At 68.9% G+C, this 17,653-nt stretch carries 13 protein-coding genes; 2 read left to right on the top strand and 11 right to left on the bottom strand.

Going from position 1 to position 17,653, the window contains the following annotated elements:
* From KEC55_RS26515 to KEC55_RS26490, 6 genes are all read right to left on the bottom strand, one after another.
* Positions 1-1,101 carry a porin gene (locus KEC55_RS26515; RefSeq protein WP_282508074.1) on the bottom strand — a complete coding sequence of 367 codons (1,101 nt, stop codon included), beginning with the start codon at positions 1,099-1,101 and terminating at the stop codon, positions 1-3.
* A 146-nt stretch (positions 1,102-1,247) separates the two neighbouring features.
* On the bottom strand, positions 1,248-2,882 hold the full coding sequence (locus KEC55_RS26510; protein WP_282508073.1) for an HAL/PAL/TAL family ammonia-lyase: 1,635 nt from the start codon (positions 2,880-2,882) through the stop codon (positions 1,248-1,250).
* 17 nt (positions 2,883-2,899) lie between these two features.
* Complete coding sequence (locus tag KEC55_RS26505; protein ID WP_176048703.1) at positions 2,900-4,222, bottom strand: MFS transporter; 1,323 nt, start codon at positions 4,220-4,222, stop codon at positions 2,900-2,902.
* 36 nt (positions 4,223-4,258) lie between these two features.
* Positions 4,259-5,899, bottom strand: a complete 1,641-nt coding sequence (locus KEC55_RS26500; protein ID WP_282508072.1) for a urocanate hydratase — start codon at positions 5,897-5,899, stop codon at positions 4,259-4,261.
* A gap of 15 nt (positions 5,900-5,914) precedes the next feature.
* A complete protein-coding gene (locus tag KEC55_RS26495) occupies positions 5,915-7,006 on the bottom strand; it encodes a DUF917 domain-containing protein (RefSeq protein WP_282508071.1) in 1,092 nt (363 codons plus the stop codon).
* A 260-nt stretch (positions 7,007-7,266) separates the two neighbouring features.
* Positions 7,267-8,157, bottom strand: a complete 891-nt coding sequence (locus KEC55_RS26490; protein WP_282508070.1) for a LysR family transcriptional regulator — start codon at positions 8,155-8,157, stop codon at positions 7,267-7,269.
* 99 nt (positions 8,158-8,256) lie between these two features.
* On the opposite strand from KEC55_RS26490, the gene KEC55_RS26485 reads away from it, so the two are divergent.
* Together KEC55_RS26485 and KEC55_RS26480 are read left to right on the top strand one after the other, a co-directional pair.
* Positions 8,257-9,642 (top strand): dihydroorotase, encoded by a 1,386-nt coding sequence (locus tag KEC55_RS26485; protein ID WP_282508069.1) that lies wholly within the window; start codon positions 8,257-8,259, stop codon positions 9,640-9,642.
* Entirely contained in the window at positions 9,639-10,916 is a 1,278-nt protein-coding gene (locus KEC55_RS26480; RefSeq protein WP_282508068.1) for a Zn-dependent hydrolase, read from the top strand. Before KEC55_RS26485 ends, KEC55_RS26480 begins: the two co-directional genes overlap by 4 nt.
* A 27-nt stretch (positions 10,917-10,943) precedes the next feature.
* On the opposite strand, the gene KEC55_RS26475 is transcribed toward KEC55_RS26480, so the two are convergent.
* From KEC55_RS26475 to KEC55_RS26455, 5 genes are all read right to left on the bottom strand, one after another.
* Entirely contained in the window at positions 10,944-11,963 is a 1,020-nt protein-coding gene (locus tag KEC55_RS26475) for an AraC family transcriptional regulator (protein ID WP_282508067.1), read from the bottom strand.
* A gap of 94 nt (positions 11,964-12,057) precedes the next feature.
* Positions 12,058-13,254, bottom strand: coding sequence for a porin (locus KEC55_RS26470; protein WP_282508066.1), 1,197 nt, complete (start codon positions 13,252-13,254; stop codon positions 12,058-12,060).
* 138 nt (positions 13,255-13,392) lie between these two features.
* Positions 13,393-14,577 (bottom strand): MFS transporter, encoded by a 1,185-nt coding sequence (locus KEC55_RS26465; RefSeq protein WP_282508064.1) that lies wholly within the window; start codon positions 14,575-14,577, stop codon positions 13,393-13,395.
* Positions 14,574-15,974, bottom strand: coding sequence for a D-arabinono-1,4-lactone oxidase (locus tag KEC55_RS26460; RefSeq protein WP_282508063.1), 1,401 nt, complete (start codon positions 15,972-15,974; stop codon positions 14,574-14,576). The genes KEC55_RS26465 and KEC55_RS26460 overlap by 4 nt, the downstream gene beginning before the upstream one ends.
* A 68-nt stretch (positions 15,975-16,042) precedes the next feature.
* Positions 16,043-17,269 carry an amino acid deaminase/aldolase gene (locus KEC55_RS26455; protein WP_282508062.1) on the bottom strand — a complete coding sequence of 409 codons (1,227 nt, stop codon included), beginning with the start codon at positions 17,267-17,269 and terminating at the stop codon, positions 16,043-16,045.
* Positions 17,270-17,653 lie beyond the last annotated feature (384 nt).

Here is a 17,653-nt window from a genome sequence, read left to right as displayed (position 1 = left end):
TCAGAACACGTGGCGGATGCCCGCGCGCCCGACGGCCTGCTTCTGGTTGCTCGACGGATTGAAGCCCGCGATCTGCGCGACCGGTGCGTCGCCGGCCGCCTTCTGGAACGCACCCATCACGTAGACGCTCGTGCGCTTGGACAGCGCGTATTCGACGCTCAGGTTGAACTGGTGATACTTCGGTTCGGCGTTCGTCGCGTGGTCGCGGCCCGTCGTGTACGTATAGCCGGCGCCGACCGTTACGGCCGGCGTCGGCGTGACGAGCGTCGACAGCTCGTAGTTCTGGAACGTCGCGTCGTGCCCCGCGCTGCCATGCTGGAAGTTCGTATTCGTGAAGTCGGCGAGCACCTTGAGCCACTGCACGACCTGATACGACGCGCCTACGCCGAACACCTTCTGCGCGCGCGCCGCATCGAGGTAGTTGCCGTAGATCGCGTTCGTGAAGCCCGGATAGTTCTGGTAGCCCTGTGTCGACACGCCCGGGTTGTTGATCCGCAGATAGCCGATGCCGAAGCCGACCGGGCCCGCCGCGTAGCTCGCGCCGACGCTGAACGTCGCTTTGTCGGAGAAGCGGCCGGGCTGCCCGCCGAACGCATAGAGGCCGCCGAACGTGATGCCCGCGATCGTCGGGCTGCGGTACTTGACCGCATTCGAGATCGGAAAGCCGTTGTCGGTGTTGTCCATGTCATTCGGGTGCGCGAAGTAGTAGCCGCCGATGTTGCCGTTCAGCGTGAACGGCTCGACGTAGTCGACGATCGAATCCCACTGGCGGCCGAGCGTGAGCGTGCCGAGCTTCGTGTCGTTCAGGCCGACGTACGCGTTGCGCGAGAACGCGAGCCCGCTGCCGAGGCGGCCGGAGTTGAGGTCGAAGCCGCTTTCGAGCCGGAAGATCGCGCTGAGGCCGCCGCCGAGATCCTCGGTGCCGCGCACGCCCCAGCGGCTGCCGGCCGTCACGCCCGACGCGAGCTGCACGAGATGCTTGCCCTGCACGTTCGACACGTAGTCGACGCCGTCTTCGACGATGCCGTACAGCGTGACGCTGCTTTGCGCGTGAGCGGTGGCGGCCGCGGCGAGCGGCAGCGCGAACAGGATTCTTTTCATGATGATGTTCCGGTGCGGGATGGTTGAAAGTCAGCGAGCGGCGGTGCGATACGAACGGATCTTCGGGTCCCGCACCGCGATCGAATGTCGATCGCGGTGCGGGCGGGACAGCTGACGGGTGAAGCGAAGAAAGGGCGGTGCGCCGCTCAGTCGCGATACGTGCGCAGCAGCGCATCGGCGGCGCGGAAATCGGGCGTGAGCGGGCGGTCGCGCTGGAGGAACGCGACCTTGGTACGCAGTGCGCGGTACAGCGGCTGCGTGGCCGGCGCGAGCGTGAACGACGGCTGCTTGCGCTGGCGCAGGTCGATCGCTTGCGATGCCTCGATCAGCTCGAGGCCGAGCAGCGTGTAGCTCGCGTCGATCTGCTTCTGCACGCGCTGCACGACGTCGGGCGCGTTCGTCGCGATGTCCTCGATGCCGCCCGCAACGGGCAGGTAGTCGAGCGACACGGGCATCGCGAGCGACTTCACCGTCATCGCGAGCGCGGTCGGCGGCTTCTCCATCGCACCGAACGCATGCACGGTGTCCTCGGTGCCGAGGAAGCGCGAGAGGCCGGTGAGGTGCGGGTCGTTCAGCTTGACGATGCGTTGCGCGGACGCGAGTGCGTTGTGGCCGAGCGCGAGCCCGAGCTGTTCGAACGCGAGTACCCACGGCAGCGGTTCGAAGTTCGCGCTCGGCAGCACGGCGCCACCACCGTCGACGTAGCCGGCCGCATCCTGCGCGCGGGTCGACTTCGGCGTGACGCCGACCGCGACGCCTGGGTTGTCGTCGCTCGAATTGAGCTGCACCTGCAGCAACGCACGCGCCTCGTCATAGGTGCGATCCTCTTCGCCGAGCAGGTAGACGCCGGAACGGAAGCTGAGCGGATCCTGCAGCGGCCGCTCCGGGTCCTTGTTCCACAAGCTGCTGCCCGCGAGCAGCGTGCGCAGCGTGGCGCCGGCGCGCAGCGTCGCCGGGAACGGCCGCAGCGCGAGCGTGTCCTCGCGGAACGGCGACACGTTGCCGTTCAGCCCCTGCAGGCTCAGCGCGAACACGACCTTCGACACCCGCGCGAGCCGCGCCATGTCGGTGAGCGCCAGTGCGCCCATGCCGGCCGAATACGCGTTGGAGCTGAGGATCGCGAGTGCGTCCTTGCCGTACGGGCGGATCGTCGCGATGCCGGTCGACTTCAGCGCGTCGGCGGCCGCGACCTTGCGGCCCTGGTAATACACGTCGCCTTCGCCGAGCATCGCGAGGCCGACATGGCTCAGGATCGTGATGTCGGCTTCGCCGATCGAGCCGTCCGCCGGCATCGCGGGCGTGACGCCGCGATTGAGGAACTGCGCATACGCGTCGACGATCGCCGGCTGCACGCCGGCGCCGCCGTCGAGCATCGCGTTCAGGCGGGCGGCCATCGCGGCGCGCGCCACGCGTACGCTCATGTCGGGGCCGACGCTGCCCGAGTGCGCGTGGATCAGCCCGATGTTGAAGCGCGTCGACGCGTCGATGACTTCCTGCGACAGCTTGCCGTGCGCATCGACCATCTCGCGGTCCTTGTTGAGACCGACGCCGACTGTCAGCCCGTAGATCTGCTGGCCGGCCGCGGCGGCCTTCAGCAGCACGTCGTGCGCGGCGACGACGCGCTGGCGGGCGGCCGGTGCGATCGACACGGCTTCGCCGTCGGCGATGCGGGCGATCGATTCGGGCGTGGCGGACCGGCCGTCGAGCGTGACGTCCGCGAAGGCCGGGACGGCGGCGAAAAGCGCGAGCGCGACCGCGCTCCGCATGAGGAAGCGTTGCATGAAGCAGTTCTCCGAATTCAGGCGTGACGTGACGTGGAAGACAGCGCGGCGATCGACACGAGCGCGATGACGCTCGCGACCATCACATACCAGGCAGGCGCGAACGGGTTGCCCGATCGTTGCGTGAGCCACGCGAGGATCGCCGGCGCGAAGCCGCCGAAGATCGTCGTGGCGATGTTGTAGGACAGCGACATGCCGGTCGCGCGCACGCGGGTCGGGAACAGTTCCGACAGCGCGGCGGGCGCGACACCCGTGAAGATCGCGACCATCACGCAGAACGCGCTTTGCACGACGATCAGCGCGGCGAGCGTGTGTACGTCGGCGAGCCAGTGCAGCAGCGGATACACCGACACGAGCATCAGCGTCGCGCCGGCCGTCAGCACCTTGCGCCGCCCGAAGCGATCCGACCAGCTTCCGGCGCACACGCAGGTGACGGCCATCAGGCAGTTGCCGACCAGCGACGCGATGAACGCATCGCGCCCGTCGAAATGCAGCGCGCGCTGCACGTGCGTCGGCATGTAGATCACCAGCGCATACACGCACACGGCCCACAGCACCGAGAACCCGGTGCCGACCACGAGCGCGCGCGGATAGTCGCGCACGACCTGCAGCAGCGGCGTCTTGCGCTCGGCCGGTGCGTGCGCGGCGCGTGCCATTTCCGCGCGGAAATGCGGCGTTTCGTCGAGCGTCTTGCGCAGCCACAGGCCGACCGGCGCGATCGCGAGACCGAGGATGAACGGAATCCGCCAGCCCCAGTCGCCGATCTGTTCGCGCGACAGCGTGAGCGTCACGGCCGTGGCGACCAGCGCGCCGAGGATGTTCGACGCGGCCATGCTCGCCTGCAGCCACGATGCGTAGCGGCCCTTCTTGTCCGCCGGCGCGTGCTCGATCAGGAACGCCGCGGCGCCGCCCACTTCGCCGCCGGCCGAGAAACCCTGCAGCAGCCGGCCGCACAGGATCAGCAGCGGCGCGCCGATGCCGATCGCGGTGAACGGCGGCGCGAACGCGATGATGCCGGTGCCGGCCGCCATCACGAGGATGGTCAGCGTCAGCGCGGCCTTGCGGCCGGCGCGATCGCCGTACACGCCGATCGCGAGCGCGCCGAGCGGCCGCGCGATGAAGCCGATCCCGAACGCCATGAACGCCTCGACCAGCTCGGTGCCGGTGTTGCCGCGATGGAAGAAGTTCTGCGCGATGTACACCGCAAAAAACGCGTAGACGGAAAAGTCGTACCACTCCAGCGCGTTGCCGATCGATGCCGCGGCGATTGCGCGCCCGGCACGCGAGGCGGGGGGCGACACGGCCGTGGCCGTGTCGAGGGGAACCGCGGTTTGCTTCACTTCGATCTCCTGTCTTGTCGTCGTGCGAGCCGGCCGTTACAGCCGGATGTGCGGAATCTGCTTGCGTTGCGCTTCGTCGAGAGCTTCTTCGTAGCCGGCATCCGCGTAGCGGATCACGCCGAGCGCGGTGTCGTTGGTCATCGACAGCGTGAGCCGCTCGTTCGCCGCCGCGCTGCCGTCGGCCACGACGGTGACGCCCGCACTCGTCATGTAGCCGCTGTAGCCGCCGCCGCCCGAATGGATCGCGACGAGATCGGCCATCGACGAGCAGCTCATCATCGCGTTCAGCAGCGGCCAGTCGGCCACCGCGTCGGAGCCGTCGCGCAGGTTCTCGGTCATGATGTTCGGGTGCGCCATCGCACCGGCATCGAGGTGGTCGCGCGTGAACGCGACCGGCCCGGCCAGCACGCCGTCGCGCACCATCGCGTTGACCGCGAGCGCGAGCCGCGTGCGCTCGCCGTGGCCGAGCCATGCGATGCGCGCCGGCAGCCCTTCGAACGGCACGCATTCGCGGGCGCGCTGGATCCAGTTCGTGACGATCCGGTTGTCCGGAAAGTGTTCGAGCAGGTAGTCGTCGATGAGGCGGATGTCGTTCGGGTCGTTCGACAGCGCGATCCAGCGGAATGGGCCGATCGCACGGCAGAACAGCGGGCGCAGGAATGCCTCGGTGAACACCGGGATCTCGAACGCGCGCGCGACGCCGCCGTCTTTCGCATGCGTGCGGATCAGGTTGCCGTTGTCGAACACGATCGCGCCGCGATCCTTGAAGCCCAGCATCGCCTCGACGTGTCGCACGATCGACGCGCGGCTCGCATCCATCAGCCGCGTGAGGTCGCGCTCGCGCAGCGCGCGCACTTCGTCGAGCGTGAAGCCCGACGGCACGTAGCCGTAGACGAGATCGTGCGCGGCCGTCTGGTCGGTGACGATGTCGGGCACGACGCCGCGCGCGAGGATCGCCGGGAACACGTCGGCCGCGTTGCCGAGCAGGCCGACCGAGATCGGTTCGCGCCGGGCCTGCGCGTCGCGGATCAGCGCGAGCGCCTCGTCGAGATCGCGCGCCTGCCGTTCGAGGAAGCCGATCTGCAGCCGCTTGTCGATGCGCGTCTGGTCGATCTCGACGACGAGTGTCGCCGCGTTCGCCATCCGGCCCGCGAGCGGTTGCGCGCCACCCATTCCGCCGAGGCCGGCGGTCAGGATGAAGCGGCCGCGCAGGTCGTTGTCGAAATGGCGCTCGGCGATGCGCGAGAAGATTTCATACGTGCCCTGGATCACGCCCTGCGAGCCGATGTACTGCCAGTCGCCGGCCGTCAGGCCGCCCCAGCAGATCAGGTTGCGCCGCTCCAGTTCGTAGAAGTGTTCGGCCTTCGCCCACTGGCCGATCAGGTTGCAGTTCGCCATCACGACGAGCGGCGCGCTCGCATGCGTGCGCAGCAGCGCGACGGGCTTGCCGGACTGGACGACGAGCGTGTGGTCCTCGTCCATCGTCTTCAGCGTGTGCACGATCGCGTCGTGCGACGGCCAGTCGCGCGCCGCACGGCCGAGCGCCGCGTAGACGATCAATTGTTCGGGGTCCTCGCCGACGGCGAGCACGTTCTCGAGCAGGCGCAGCAGTGCTTCCTGGCGCCAGCCCTTGCAGCGCAGCGTGTTGCCGGACGTGACTTCGAAGGTGCGGGTCATGGTGTCGCCCTCCGTTCAGCGCGCGAGCGCATAGTCGGCGATCGAAATGCCGAGCGCGGCTTCGACCGGCGGATACACGGCCGGATCGAATACCGACGACGACAGCGGAATGTGCGCCTTCGCCACGCGCAGCACGTGGATCTCCATCCCTTCCTTCAACTGGCCGGCGCTGACGGGGCGGCCTTCGGCATCGAGCGTCGTGATCACGTCCGGGTACGTCGCGATCCGTTCGCCGTGTGCGTCGTCCACCGCCATGTGTTCGTTCATCACGTGAATGACCGCGCGCTGCGCGCCGCTGCCGAGGTAGACGAGGCCGACGTCGAACGCTTCGCGCGTGTATTCGAGCGTGTTGCGCTCGACCTTGCCGCTCGCGATGATCTCGCCGTGCGTGGTCGCGCAGATCGCATCGATCACCGCACTGCCGCCGCGTCGCTCGGCGTCGATGATCGCTTCGCCGAGTGCGAGCGCGCGGCTGATGCCGCCGAGCGCCGCGTGCTGGCGCACATACGATGCGCGAATCGGGTTGCGGCAACTCGCGATGAAGCCGCCGGCCATGTCGGCCGCCTTGCGCAGCACCGGCGACACCCGCGCGGTCGCGCCGCGCACGACCACTTCCATGTACGCATGCTGGGCGCGGTTGCCGCCGGCCGCCGCCTGGATCATCGGCGCGGTGCTCGATGCGAGGCCGAGCGAACCCATGTCACCGGTCGGATGCGCGCGGATGTCGCCCACCGCGTCGACCACCTTGGTGCCGAGCAGCGCGGACGGCAGCCACGCGTTCAGCGTGCTCGACATCCCGTTCTGCCCGATGATGAGCCCCGCGAGCGGCTCGCCGAGCGCGTCCTGGACGAGCTGCGCGGCCTTCACGTAGTCGGCGCCGAGCATTTGCCAGTCGGTGAGGCCGCCCGGCGCGCCGATCGCGGCAGCCGTGGCGATCCATGCGTCGTTCGGCAACTCGTCGATGCTCACCAGTTCGGGGCGGCCGATCGTGACCGCGAGCGTGCCGAGTTCACGGCCGTGGTCGGCCCAGCCGCCGCCGCCGCATGCGAAAACCGAACCGCCCTTGACGGCGGCTTCGACGTCCTTCGAAGACAGAATGCGTCCCATGTGTCGTTTGTCCTGAGAGGGAAAAAGGGCTGTACGCGCCGGCCGGAAAGCCTTGTGTGGCGGTACTGTCCAAACGATTCTAGGGACGCCGAATATTGAGCGTTATTGCTATTTTATGGAGACTTCATAACGCGATGTTAAGCGTAGGGTAATCCCGGTGACGCCCGAGCGACGGGCTGCCCGCGCCGCGATCGGCGGCTGCCGGTGGGACGGCGAAACGCAGGCTGGACAACGATTTCAGCCCGTTTCGGCACCGGAATTCATGCGTTTGCGGACAGCGAATGAAGTGTGTCGATGAACTCGTTCGCGAGCCTCGACAGCGGTGCGAGTACGGGGTGCAGCACGCTGACCGGCGCGGAAATGGTCGGCACGATCGGCTTCACGACGATCTGCGGCCACACGGGCCCCGCGACCGTCAGTTCGTCGATCAGCGCGATGCCGGTGCCGGCCTGCGCGAGCGCGCATGCGACGTGCGCCTGCTGCACCTCGATCTTGACCTGCGGCACGAGCCCTTCGTCGCTGAACAGCCGCCGCACCAGCTGCCCGAGCGGAATGTCGCTGCCATAGCCGATCAGCGGCTGGTTCGCGAGATCGCGCACGGCCAGCGTCTTGCGGCGCGCGAACGGGTGCGATGCGGGCACGGCCGCGACCATCCGGTTTTCATAGAGCGGCTGGCTCTCGACGTTCGGGTGCGTGTCCTGCAGGAACGCGATGCCGAGCTCGACCTGCTGCGTGAGCACCGCTTGCAGCAGCACGCTCGGGATCATCGTGTGCAGGATGATGCGCACGTCGGGAAAGCGCTCGTAGAACGCCGCGATCGCGCGCGGCAGCAGCGATTGCCCGAGATTGGGGCTGCACGCGATGCGCAAGTGGCCCATCCGGTTCTCGATCAGGTCCTCCGCGATTTCGTTGACGCGCTGCACGCTCTGGTACACCGCGTTCACTTCGACGAACAGCCGCTGCGCCTCCGGTGTCGGGTAGAGCCGCCCCTTGATGCGCTCGAACAGCGCGAGGCCGAGCCGTTGTTCGGCATACGAAATGAGCCGCGAGACGGCCGGCTGCGATACGTGCAGCAGCTTCGCGGCGCCGCTGATCGAGCCGGTCAGCATGATGGCGCGAAACACCTCGATCTGGCGCAGGTTCAGACGCACAGCCTTAACTCCATGTTATGTGGGGACGATAAATCGGCATGAGACATTCTGGCAGAGCGCTGCCTAAACTGCTCGTGATCAAAAAAGCAGGAGGCGAAGATGAGCGAATTCGAGCAGGTAGTGCGCGGCCGTCTGGTCGATGCGCGCGAGGTGGTCGACGACGGCTGGCTTGCGATCCGGGGCGGACGGATCGCCGCGCGCGGCGCGGGCGTGCCGCCGGCGGCGCGCGACACGATCGATGCGCGCGGGCAGTGGGTGCTGCCGGGCGTCGTCGACGGGCAGGTGCATGCGGCCAGCCAGGCCAACCAGGAGGGGCTCGGTCACGCGTCGCGTGCGGCCGCCGCGGGTGGCGTGACGGTGATGGTCGACATGCCGTACGACGATCCGGAACCGGTCGCGTCGCGCGCGCAGCTCGACCGCAAGATCGCGGAAGCCGAGCGCGACTGCCACGTCGACGTCGCGCTGTACGGCACGCTCAACGCGAAGCACGGCCTCGAAGCGGCGGCCGGGCTGATCGACGGCGGCGTGTGCGCGTTCAAGTTCTCGACGTTCGAGGCGACGCCCGGCCGGTTCCCGCGCGTGGAAGAGGACGTGCTGTACGACGCGTTCCGGCTGATCGCGCCGTCGGGCCTCGCATGCGGCGTGCACAACCAGATGCAGGACATGACGCGCAAGAACGTCGCGCGGATGATAGAGGCAGGCGACACGGGCTGGGACGCGTTCCTGCGCGCGCATCCGCCGCTGATCGAGAACCTCGCGACCGCGTTGATCTACGAGATCGGCGCGGAGACGGGCGCCCGCGCGCACGCGGTGCATGTGTCGACGTCGCGCGGCTTCGCGCTGTGCAACATGTTCCGGCAGGCCGGCCATCGCGCCAGTATCGAGACCTGCGTGCAGTACCTGATGCTCGATCACGAGACGCATACGAAGCGCTTCGGCGCGAAAACCAAGCATTACCCACCGATCCGGCCGCGCGCCGAGCAGGACCTGCTGTGGACGCACATCGCGCGCGGCGAATGCACGTTCGTGTCGTCGGATCACGTGAGCTGGGGGCTCGAACGCAAGGGTGACCCGAACGTGTTCCGCAATGCATCGGGCGGCCCGGGGCTCGAAACGTTGCTGCCGGCATTCTGGACCGGCTGCGAACAGCATGGGATCGCGCCGACGCGCGTGGCCGAACTGCTGGCGACGAATCCTGCGCGGCACTTCCTGCTCGACGATCGCAAGGGATCGCTCGACGTCGGCGCCGATGCGGATTTCGTGATCCTCACGCCGGAACGCTACGCGTTCGATCCGTCGCGCAGCCTGTCGGCCGTGCAGTGGAGCGCATTCGAAGGGATGGAATTCACGGTGCGCATCGCCGCCACCTACTGTCGCGGCGCGCTCGTGTACGACGGCGAGCGCATCGTCAACGCGGCGGGCTCGGGCCGCTTCCTGAAGCCGCACGGCAGCCGGTCGATCGCCACGCAACAGGAGCAAGCATGAACCCGACGGCTTTCCCTTTCCCGCCGCTGAACGCCGAACGCCTGAGCGCGCGCGTCGAGCAACTGGCGCGCTTCACGCGGCCCGACGTTCCGTGGACGCGCCGCGCGTTCTCGCCGCTCTTCACGGAGGCGCGTGCATGGCTCGCCGCGCAGTTCGCCGAAGCCGGGCTCGCGGTGTCGATGGACGCGGGCGGCAACCTGATCGGCCGCCGCGAAGGCAGCGGCCGCTGCACGAAGCCGCTCGTCACGGGGTCGCACTGCGACACGGTGGTCGGCGGCGGCCGCTTCGACGGGATCATCGGCGTGCTCGCGGGCATCGAGGTCGCGCATACGTTGAACGAGCAGGGGATCGTGCTCGACCATCCGTTCGAGGTGATCGACTTCCTGTCAGAGGAGCCGAGCGATTACGGCATCTCGTGCGTCGGCAGCCGTGCATTGTCGGGCGTGCTCGACGCGGGCATGCTGCGCGCGACGAACGCCGAAGGCGAAACGCTGGCGGAAGCATTGCGCCGCATCGGCGGCAACCCGGATGCGCTGCACGAGCCGCTGCGCGCGCCGGGCAGCACGGCCGCGTTCGTCGAGCTGCATATCGAACAGGGTCCCGTGCTCGAAACGCGCGGCTTGCCGATCGGCGTCGTGACCAACATCGTCGGCATCCGGCGCGTGCTGATTACCGTGACCGGCCAGCCCGATCATGCGGGTACGACGCCGATGGATATCCGCCGCGACGCGCTCGTCGGCGCCGCGCACCTGATCGAGGCCGCGCACGCGCGCGCGTCGGCGCTGTCGGGCAACCCGCATTACGTGGTGGCGACGATCGGGCGGATCGCGATGACGCCGAACGTGCCGAACGCGGTGCCGGGCCATGTCGAGCTGATGCTGGAAGTGCGCAGCGACAGCGACGCGGTGCTCGACGCTTTCCCCGAGGCGCTGCTGGCCGGTGCGGCCGCGCGCCTCGATGCGTTGCGCTTGAGTGCAAGCGCCGAGCACGTGAGTCGTGCGCGCCCGACCGACTGCCAGCCGCTCGTGATGGACGCGGTCGAGCAAGCGGCCACGCAGCTCGGCTATCCGAGCATGCGGCTGCCGAGCGGCGCGGGGCACGACGCCGTGTACGTCGCGCCGACCGGGCCGATCGGGATGATCTTCATTCCGTGCCTGGGCGGCCGCAGCCATTGCCCGGAAGAATGGATCGAGCCGCAGCAACTGCTCGACGGCACGCGCGTGCTGTACCAGACGCTCGTCGCGCTCGATCGTTCGCTGGCGGGCGCGGCGTAACGTCATGGCAGCCGTGCGGCGGGGCTACTACGCCGTGCGCTGCCCCTCGCGCGGCCCATGCCCCGTCCAGCGCTTGAACGCGCGGCGGAAGTTGTGCGCGTCGCTGAACCCGACTTCGTGCGCAACATCCTCGATCGACAGCCGCGGGTTGCTCAGCAGCGTAAATGCGCGCTTGCGGCGGATCGTGTCGATCACCGTTTGATACGACACGCCCTGGTCGGCGAGCCGCCGCCTCAGCGTACGCTCGCTCATGCACAACTGCGCGGCGATCTCGGCGAGCGATGGCGTATGCCGCAGGTCGCGCCGCATGATCCGTTCGATCGATTCGAGGAACTCGGTGCCTTCGGATTCGGGCGGCAGTGCGTCCTGCAGGAATTCGAGCACCTGGCGATGCGCGAGCGGATCGTGCGTCGCGATCGCGCGGTTGCCGAGCGACGCGTCGCATGACAGCAGGTTCTGCTCCTGCTCGAAGCGCACCGGGCACTGGAACACGCGAGCGTACTGCTCCGCGTACGCGGGCGGCGGGTAGCTGAGGTCGATGACCTTCGGCTGGAACGACGGGCCGACGAGTGAACGCCCGATCTTCATGAAGCTGCCGAACGCTTCCTCGACGAGGAACGCCTCGATATCCGGTTCGAGAAAGACGTTGGTCGCGCGGATCGACAGCGTGCGCGCGTCCGACACGAGGTCGAAGCGCATCAGCGGCCCCGTGTGGCGCTGCAACTCGAGGCCGACCGTGATCGCGTCCTTCAGCGTGGGGCTCGTCAGCATCGCATAGCCGACCAGCCCGATCGACGCGATCGTCTCGCTCGTGCCGAGTTCGAGGCCGAGCGCGCGCCGCGGCGCCATTTCGAGCGCACGCCGGATCATCGTGCTCGCCTGGCGCAACGAAATCCGGCACGACGGATTCGACAGGTCGGCCACGTCGAAGCCGAGCCCGAGGCACAGCCGCACGGGATCGATGCCCAGTTCCTTGCTTGTCTCCGCGAGGCACCGCAGTAAATGCACCGGCAGATTCGCCGTCGTATAACGGGCGGTATCGTCCATGGATGCTCCCTGTTTTTTTCCACGGATTGTACTCGTCCCGCTCGGCCGGGGTGCCGCCCCGGCCGTTATCGCCCACATGCCATGCGACCCCGCGTCAGAAGTAGTGGCGCAGGCCGACCGTCGCACCGAGCTGCGTGGTGCTCGTACTCGGCGCCTGCCCGTTCACGCCGACCAGCTGCGCGCCGACCAGCCCGCCTCGGTAGATCGCGTAGTCGACTTCCGCATAGAGCATGCTGCGCTTCGACAGGCTGTAGCCGGCGATCACCTGAAACTGGCGCGCGCGGCCGTCGAAGTCCGACGTGTAACCCGACTGCTGGGTCCACCACGCGTTGACGGCCGCCGTAAACGCCGATGTGAAGCGGTACGTCAGCCCCGCGAGCGCCATCTTGCGGCGGCGGAACCCGCCGGGCGTCGTCGGGTCGACCACCTGCGCGGGCGAGATGATGCCGAGCCCGGCCAGGTCGGTCGGGCTGAACGGGCCGTTCTCGAACGACGTGAAATCGTTGTCGCGCGCGTTCTCGATATAGCCGGCGTTGACGGTCGCGTTGCCGATCGTCACCGAGCCGCCGCCCGTGTAGATGTCGAATTTCCCGTGCGTGACGTCGTCCCAGCTGCGCATGAACGATGCGCCGACCGTGAACGGCCCCTTGTCCGGCGCATACGCGGCGGCCGCGCCGAGCTGGCCGCCGTTCACGCCGCCGCCCGCGTGACCGCCCGGCGCGTATTGCGCGAGCAGGTAGAAGCTGCCGAGCTGCGCGCCGTACTGGATCATGTTGCTGGTGCGCGCGCCCGCGAGCATCGTCTGCTCCGGCTTGAACAGGTTGAAGTACGGATCCTGCGGGCCGGCCCACAGGTTCGAGCCGAAGGTCAGCGACACCATCTCGAACGGCACGTTGTACTGGCGCCCGAGCGAGAGCTGGCCGAGCGACGTCGACGTGAGCCCGACGTACGCGACCTGGAAGAAATTCGGTGAGCCGGCCGGCACGATGGCGCCGCTGTTCGGGCCGAAGTGGCTTTCCACGTTGAACTGCGCGGACAGCCCGCCGCCCAGATCCTCATTGCCCTTGAGGCCCCAGTAGCTTTCGGTCAGGCCGCCGCCGTCGGCCATCGAGATCTTGCGGCCGGTCGACACCGGCGTGCCGTCGGCGCCATAGGACACGCCGTGCGTCTCGTAGCGGATGCCCGCATCGATCACGCCGTAGAGCGTCACGTTGCTTTGCGCGTGCGCGCCGGCACTGGCCAGGACCATCACCGCGCAGCACGCCGCGCGAATGCTATCGGGACGATTCATTCTTCTGGACTCCACATCGGTCAGGGGGCCGGCAGCGTTGCACTGCCGGAAACGACTGTAGAAAACCAAATTTGCGCGGGCCACGGCCGTGGCGGCCAATCTCGTGGTGCGTCGCGGCCACGCCGTTGCGCAGTGCGATCAGGACGACGCGCGGGCCACGGCACCCGATTCCGCGCGCCGCAACGCGATGCGCACGCATGGCGCGGCCGCCAGCACGGCCACGCACAGCACGTGGGCGACATGCGTACCGCCGAAGCGGTCGAGCAGCGCGCCGGACAACGCGGTGCCGATACCGGCCGCGAAGAACGTGACGACGAGCGTGCGCGCGACGAGCGAGCCGTCCGGGTCGACGTCGGACAGCATCCCGGTGAGGAACGGCACGATGACGAAGAACGCGCTGTTCAACACGAACTGGCTCAGGAAGTACGCGCTGCCGCCGCGCGCGGCGAAGAACCATTCGATCGACCCGATCATCGCGAGCTGAGCGGCCCAGATCAGCACGAGGCGGTGCTTGTGGCTGGCCGGATGCGACGGAATCGCCGCGCCGACGAAGCCGAGCAGCGACGACACCGACAGCAGCACGCCGATCGTCGTCGGCGACAGCCCGGCCCGCTCGCCGACGAAGCCGGCGATCGCCCATTGCGACGCCTGCACGCCGTACACGAGCGCGGTCACGACCCAGATCGCGACGACCGGCCGCCACGGCAGCGCGTGGCCGCGCGCGCGGGCCTGCGACTGCGCGCTCGCGAACGCGTCGATGCCGCGGATCGCGGGCGCCAGCACGGCGACGACGGCCGCCAGCAGCGCGAACACCCAGCGGCCGAGCCACGCGGCCGGCAGCGCGGAGATCAGCACGAGGATGCCGCCGTTGATGCCGCCCGCGAGCAGGTTGATTTGCCCCCACAGGCGGTCGGTCGACGCGCGCTGCGATACACCCGATGCGACGACGACGAACAGCATCCCTTCGAACAGCCCCGTCATCCCGCGCGCGGCGGCCGCTGACACGACGCCGGGCGCGACCGCGCTGGCCGCCTGGCCGACGATCGTGCCGACGATGCCGGCCAGCGTGAACGGCCGCGCTGCGCGCGCGATCCGGTGCGACAGCAGCGCACAACTGATCGCGATGCCGAGGATCTCGGCGCTGACGAGCGCGGTCGCCGTGCCTTCGTCGAGCCGGAAGCGCGTCATCACGGCCGCGACGAGGAACGGCGACAGGATCAGGCCGTTGGTGGCCGCCGCGAACGCGAGCGCGAGGCGCACGACGGCGCCGGTCGACGGATCGGGCCGCGACTGTGCGGCGGTGTGCAGCGTGGCGGTGCTCATGAAGCCTCCTGGCTGGAACGCGGCCGATCTTGCGCGGCGCCGGCCGTTTCGTGCATCGGGTGTGTCCCTCGTCGGGCCGTCGAAGCCGGCGCGGGTGCCGATGAGCTTTGCTGCAGCCCGAACAGCGTGCGCAGGTACGGTGTCAGGAAGCGGCCGTGCGGGTCCATCCGTTCGCGCAGCGCGAGGAAGTCGTCCCAGTGCGGGTAGCACGCGGCCAGCTCGGCCGCGCGCAGCGCATGCACCTTGCCCCAGTGCGGCCGCCCGCCATGATTGCGGCAGATCGCCTGCACGCCCGAGAAGTACGCGTCGAACGGCATCCCGCGATACTGGTGCACCGAGATGCGCACGCTGTCGCGCCCGTAGTCGGGGCTCAGCCAGATGTCGTCGCCGCGCACCCAGCGGTATTCGATCGGGAACATCAGCGGGAAGCTGCGGCGCGCGATGAAGTCGCGGATTTCGCGCAGCGCATCGGCGCCGCGTTCGGCCGGCACGGACCATTCCGTTTCGTTGAAGCGCACGCGACGCACCGTCGACAGCATCGCGTAGCTCGCATCGACATGCCGGCCAGCCGACACGGTCGACGCGCACAGCCGGCTCAGCGCGGGGCACAGCGACGGCACGCGCCGGCCGAGCCCGCATAGCGCGCCGAACACCGTGTTCTCGAGGAACGATTCGGAGGCGCGGCTCGCCCAGTGCACGGCGTTGGCCGGCTCGTCGGTCATGTCCCACGCTTTGGTCAGCACGGTGTCGGTGTGCGGGAACCAGTAGAACTCGAACGAGCGATGCTTCGCGATCAGCGCGTCCGCTTGCGCGAGGCAGTCGTCGAGCCGCATGCCGCCGCGCTCGAGGCGCAGGTTGAACGCCGGCACGAGGCGCAGGCCGATCTCGGTCAGCACGCCGAGCGCGCCGAGCCCGATCCGGCCGCCCGCGAACACGTCGGGATGCGTGTCGGCCGTCGCGCGGATCTCGCTGCCGTCCGCGCACAGGAAGGTCAGGCTGTCGATCTGCGTCGACAGGTTGCCGAGCGTGATGCCGGTGCCGTGCGTGCCGGTGCTGGTCGCGCCGGCGATCGACTGCACGTTGATATCGCCGAGGTTTTCCATCGCGAGGCCGTGCGCGGCGAGCGCGGGGCCCAGCGCCCACAGCCGCGTGCCCGCATGCACGCGCGCGACGCGCCGGTCGCGGTCGACGTCGATCACGCCCTGCATGGCGTCGAGCGACAGGATCACGTCGTCGGTCTGCACGAGCGGCGAGAACGAATGACCGGCGCCCGCCGCGCGCACGGTGGCGCCCGACGCCGCCGCATCGCGCAGCACGGACGCGAGCGCGGTGCGCGACGCGGGCATCGATACGGTTGCATCAGGACTGCAGACATATCCGGACCAGTTGCGCCACATGCGTTGTCTCCGTGGGTTTCGTTTGAATGGTTTGGTTTGAGCGGTTTGAATGAGGGCCACGCAGCCCGCTAGAAGAAGCTCTTGCCTTCGCCGCGATAGGTGGGCGCCTCGCCGACCACGCGGCCGCCTCGAATCAGCAGCAGCGTGTTGAAGCGCTCGCACAGCTCGCCGGCTTTCGCGTGGCGGAACAGGATCGGATCGCCTATGGCCGGTGCGAAGCCGGGTGGCACGCGCACGGGTGTCTGCACTTCTCCCGCGCCTTCGTTGGCGATCAGCGTGCAGCCGGCCGGTAGCCACGGGCGCGGCAGGCGGCTCTTGCCGGCCGGGCCGGACGCGATATAGCCGCCGCCGGAGCAGGTCGCGATGCCCGGCTGCGGCATCCGCACGACCGGCAGCGCGAAGCCGGCGGCCGGCTGCGCGTGGAATGCCGCGTAGTGATCGAACAGCGCCGGCGCGTAGAGGCCGGAGCCGGCCGCGAGCTCGGTGACGGACGCGTCGCCGAGCGTGCTCTCGAAGCTGCCGGTGCCGCCGCCGTTCACGAAACGCAGCGTGTGGCCGGCTGCCGCGAGCGCCTGCACGGCGGCCTGGCGGCGCGCATTGATCTCGCGCGCCGAGCGGCGCTTCAGGTGGCGCACCAGCGCGTTGCGCGCGCCGCCGCCCGGCTCGGTGTCGGCGACGCCCGCAATCTGCCCTTCGTAGCCCATCAGCCCATCGAGCCGCACGTGCTGCCGCTCGCGAATGCGGTTGGCGAGCTTGAGTGCGCCGGCCACGTCGCGTACCGGCGAGCGGTACATGCCGAAGTACAGGCCCGGATATGCCGATGACATGTCGAGATCGATCGCGAGCGGGATCATTACGCGTTCGTCGTGCGCGATCCGGTCGATCGCGTCCACCTGAGCGCCGTCGTCGACCATCAGCGTGATCGAGCGGCCCAGCCTGAGTTGCGCGGCGACCGCGCGCAGGTCGTCGGGCTCGACGGTCGGATAGGCGACGACGATGTCGTCGAATCCGCCGTCCGCGAGCCACGCGGCCTCCGCGGCCGAGTAGCACAGCAGCCCCTGCATGAACGGGCCGGCGGCCAGCACCGCGCCGATCAGCTCGCGCGAGCGCACCGACTTCGTCGCGAGCCGGATCGGCATGCCGTGCGCGCGGCGCTTCAGGTCGGCGAGATTGGCGTCGAGGCAATCGAGATCGACGAACGCGGCGGGGAGCCGGCGGCCCGCGAGCGCGTCAAGGTAGTAACGGTAGTCGCGGACGGCCGCAGGGGCGCGAAGCGGAAGGTCTGCACGGCTCATGGAACGGGCTCGGCTGGTTCGGGTGTGCGTCGCGCCGACCGTTCGGCGCGTGTCGGAAATCAGCATAGGGCTGGCCAAAATGGTGACCAAGCGCTGAGCGGGTCGTTAGACGGGTCCGATCCGGCCATCCGTATCGGCCACGCCGAACGGGCGCCGCCGCGCGTCGTTCGGCTGGACCGTGCCTTGCTTGGCGCTGCGACTCGCGGGACGTGCACCGGCCCGAACCGCCGCCGCACGGGCGTGGCGCGCGACATGCCGTGTTTGCCCATGCGGCAACGAAACGCGTTTCAAACGTTTTGCCGGGCGCGGCCGATGCGAGCAGGTTTAGTGCCTGCGTTCTAGCGCCGCTTTTGACTGCGTGCCGGATTCGACCTAGAACCTACT

The organism is Burkholderia cepacia (assembly GCF_029962485.1).
In the GTDB taxonomy this organism is placed as follows: Bacteria; Pseudomonadota; Gammaproteobacteria; order Burkholderiales; family Burkholderiaceae; genus Burkholderia.
Note: the sequence above shows the minus strand (reverse complement) of the source record. Positions and strands in the feature narration are given on the sequence as shown.

Excerpts from the sequence above, each read along its gene's own strand:
- KEC55_RS26495 (WP_282508071.1), bottom strand. The coding sequence starts at position 7,006 with ATGGGACGCATTCTGTCTTCGAAGGACGTCGAAGCCGCCGTCAAGGGC.
- KEC55_RS26455 (WP_282508062.1), bottom strand. The coding sequence starts at position 17,269 with ATGAGCCGTGCAGACCTTCCGCTTCGCGCCCCTGCGGCCGTCCGCGAC.
- KEC55_RS26465 (WP_282508064.1), bottom strand. The coding sequence starts at position 14,577 with ATGAGCACCGCCACGCTGCACACCGCCGCACAGTCGCGGCCCGATCCG.
- KEC55_RS26470 (WP_282508066.1), bottom strand. The coding sequence starts at position 13,254 with ATGAATCGTCCCGATAGCATTCGCGCGGCGTGCTGCGCGGTGATGGTC.
- KEC55_RS26510 (WP_282508073.1), bottom strand. The coding sequence starts at position 2,882 with ATGCAACGCTTCCTCATGCGGAGCGCGGTCGCGCTCGCGCTTTTCGCC.
- KEC55_RS26485 (WP_282508069.1), top strand. The coding sequence starts at position 8,257 with ATGAGCGAATTCGAGCAGGTAGTGCGCGGCCGTCTGGTCGATGCGCGC.
- KEC55_RS26460 (WP_282508063.1), bottom strand. The coding sequence starts at position 15,974 with ATGTGGCGCAACTGGTCCGGATATGTCTGCAGTCCTGATGCAACCGTA.
- KEC55_RS26480 (WP_282508068.1), top strand. The coding sequence starts at position 9,639 with ATGAACCCGACGGCTTTCCCTTTCCCGCCGCTGAACGCCGAACGCCTG.
- KEC55_RS26475 (WP_282508067.1), bottom strand. The coding sequence starts at position 11,963 with ATGGACGATACCGCCCGTTATACGACGGCGAATCTGCCGGTGCATTTA.
- KEC55_RS26515 (WP_282508074.1), bottom strand. The coding sequence starts at position 1,101 with ATGAAAAGAATCCTGTTCGCGCTGCCGCTCGCCGCGGCCGCCACCGCT.
- KEC55_RS26500 (WP_282508072.1), bottom strand. The coding sequence starts at position 5,899 with ATGACCCGCACCTTCGAAGTCACGTCCGGCAACACGCTGCGCTGCAAG.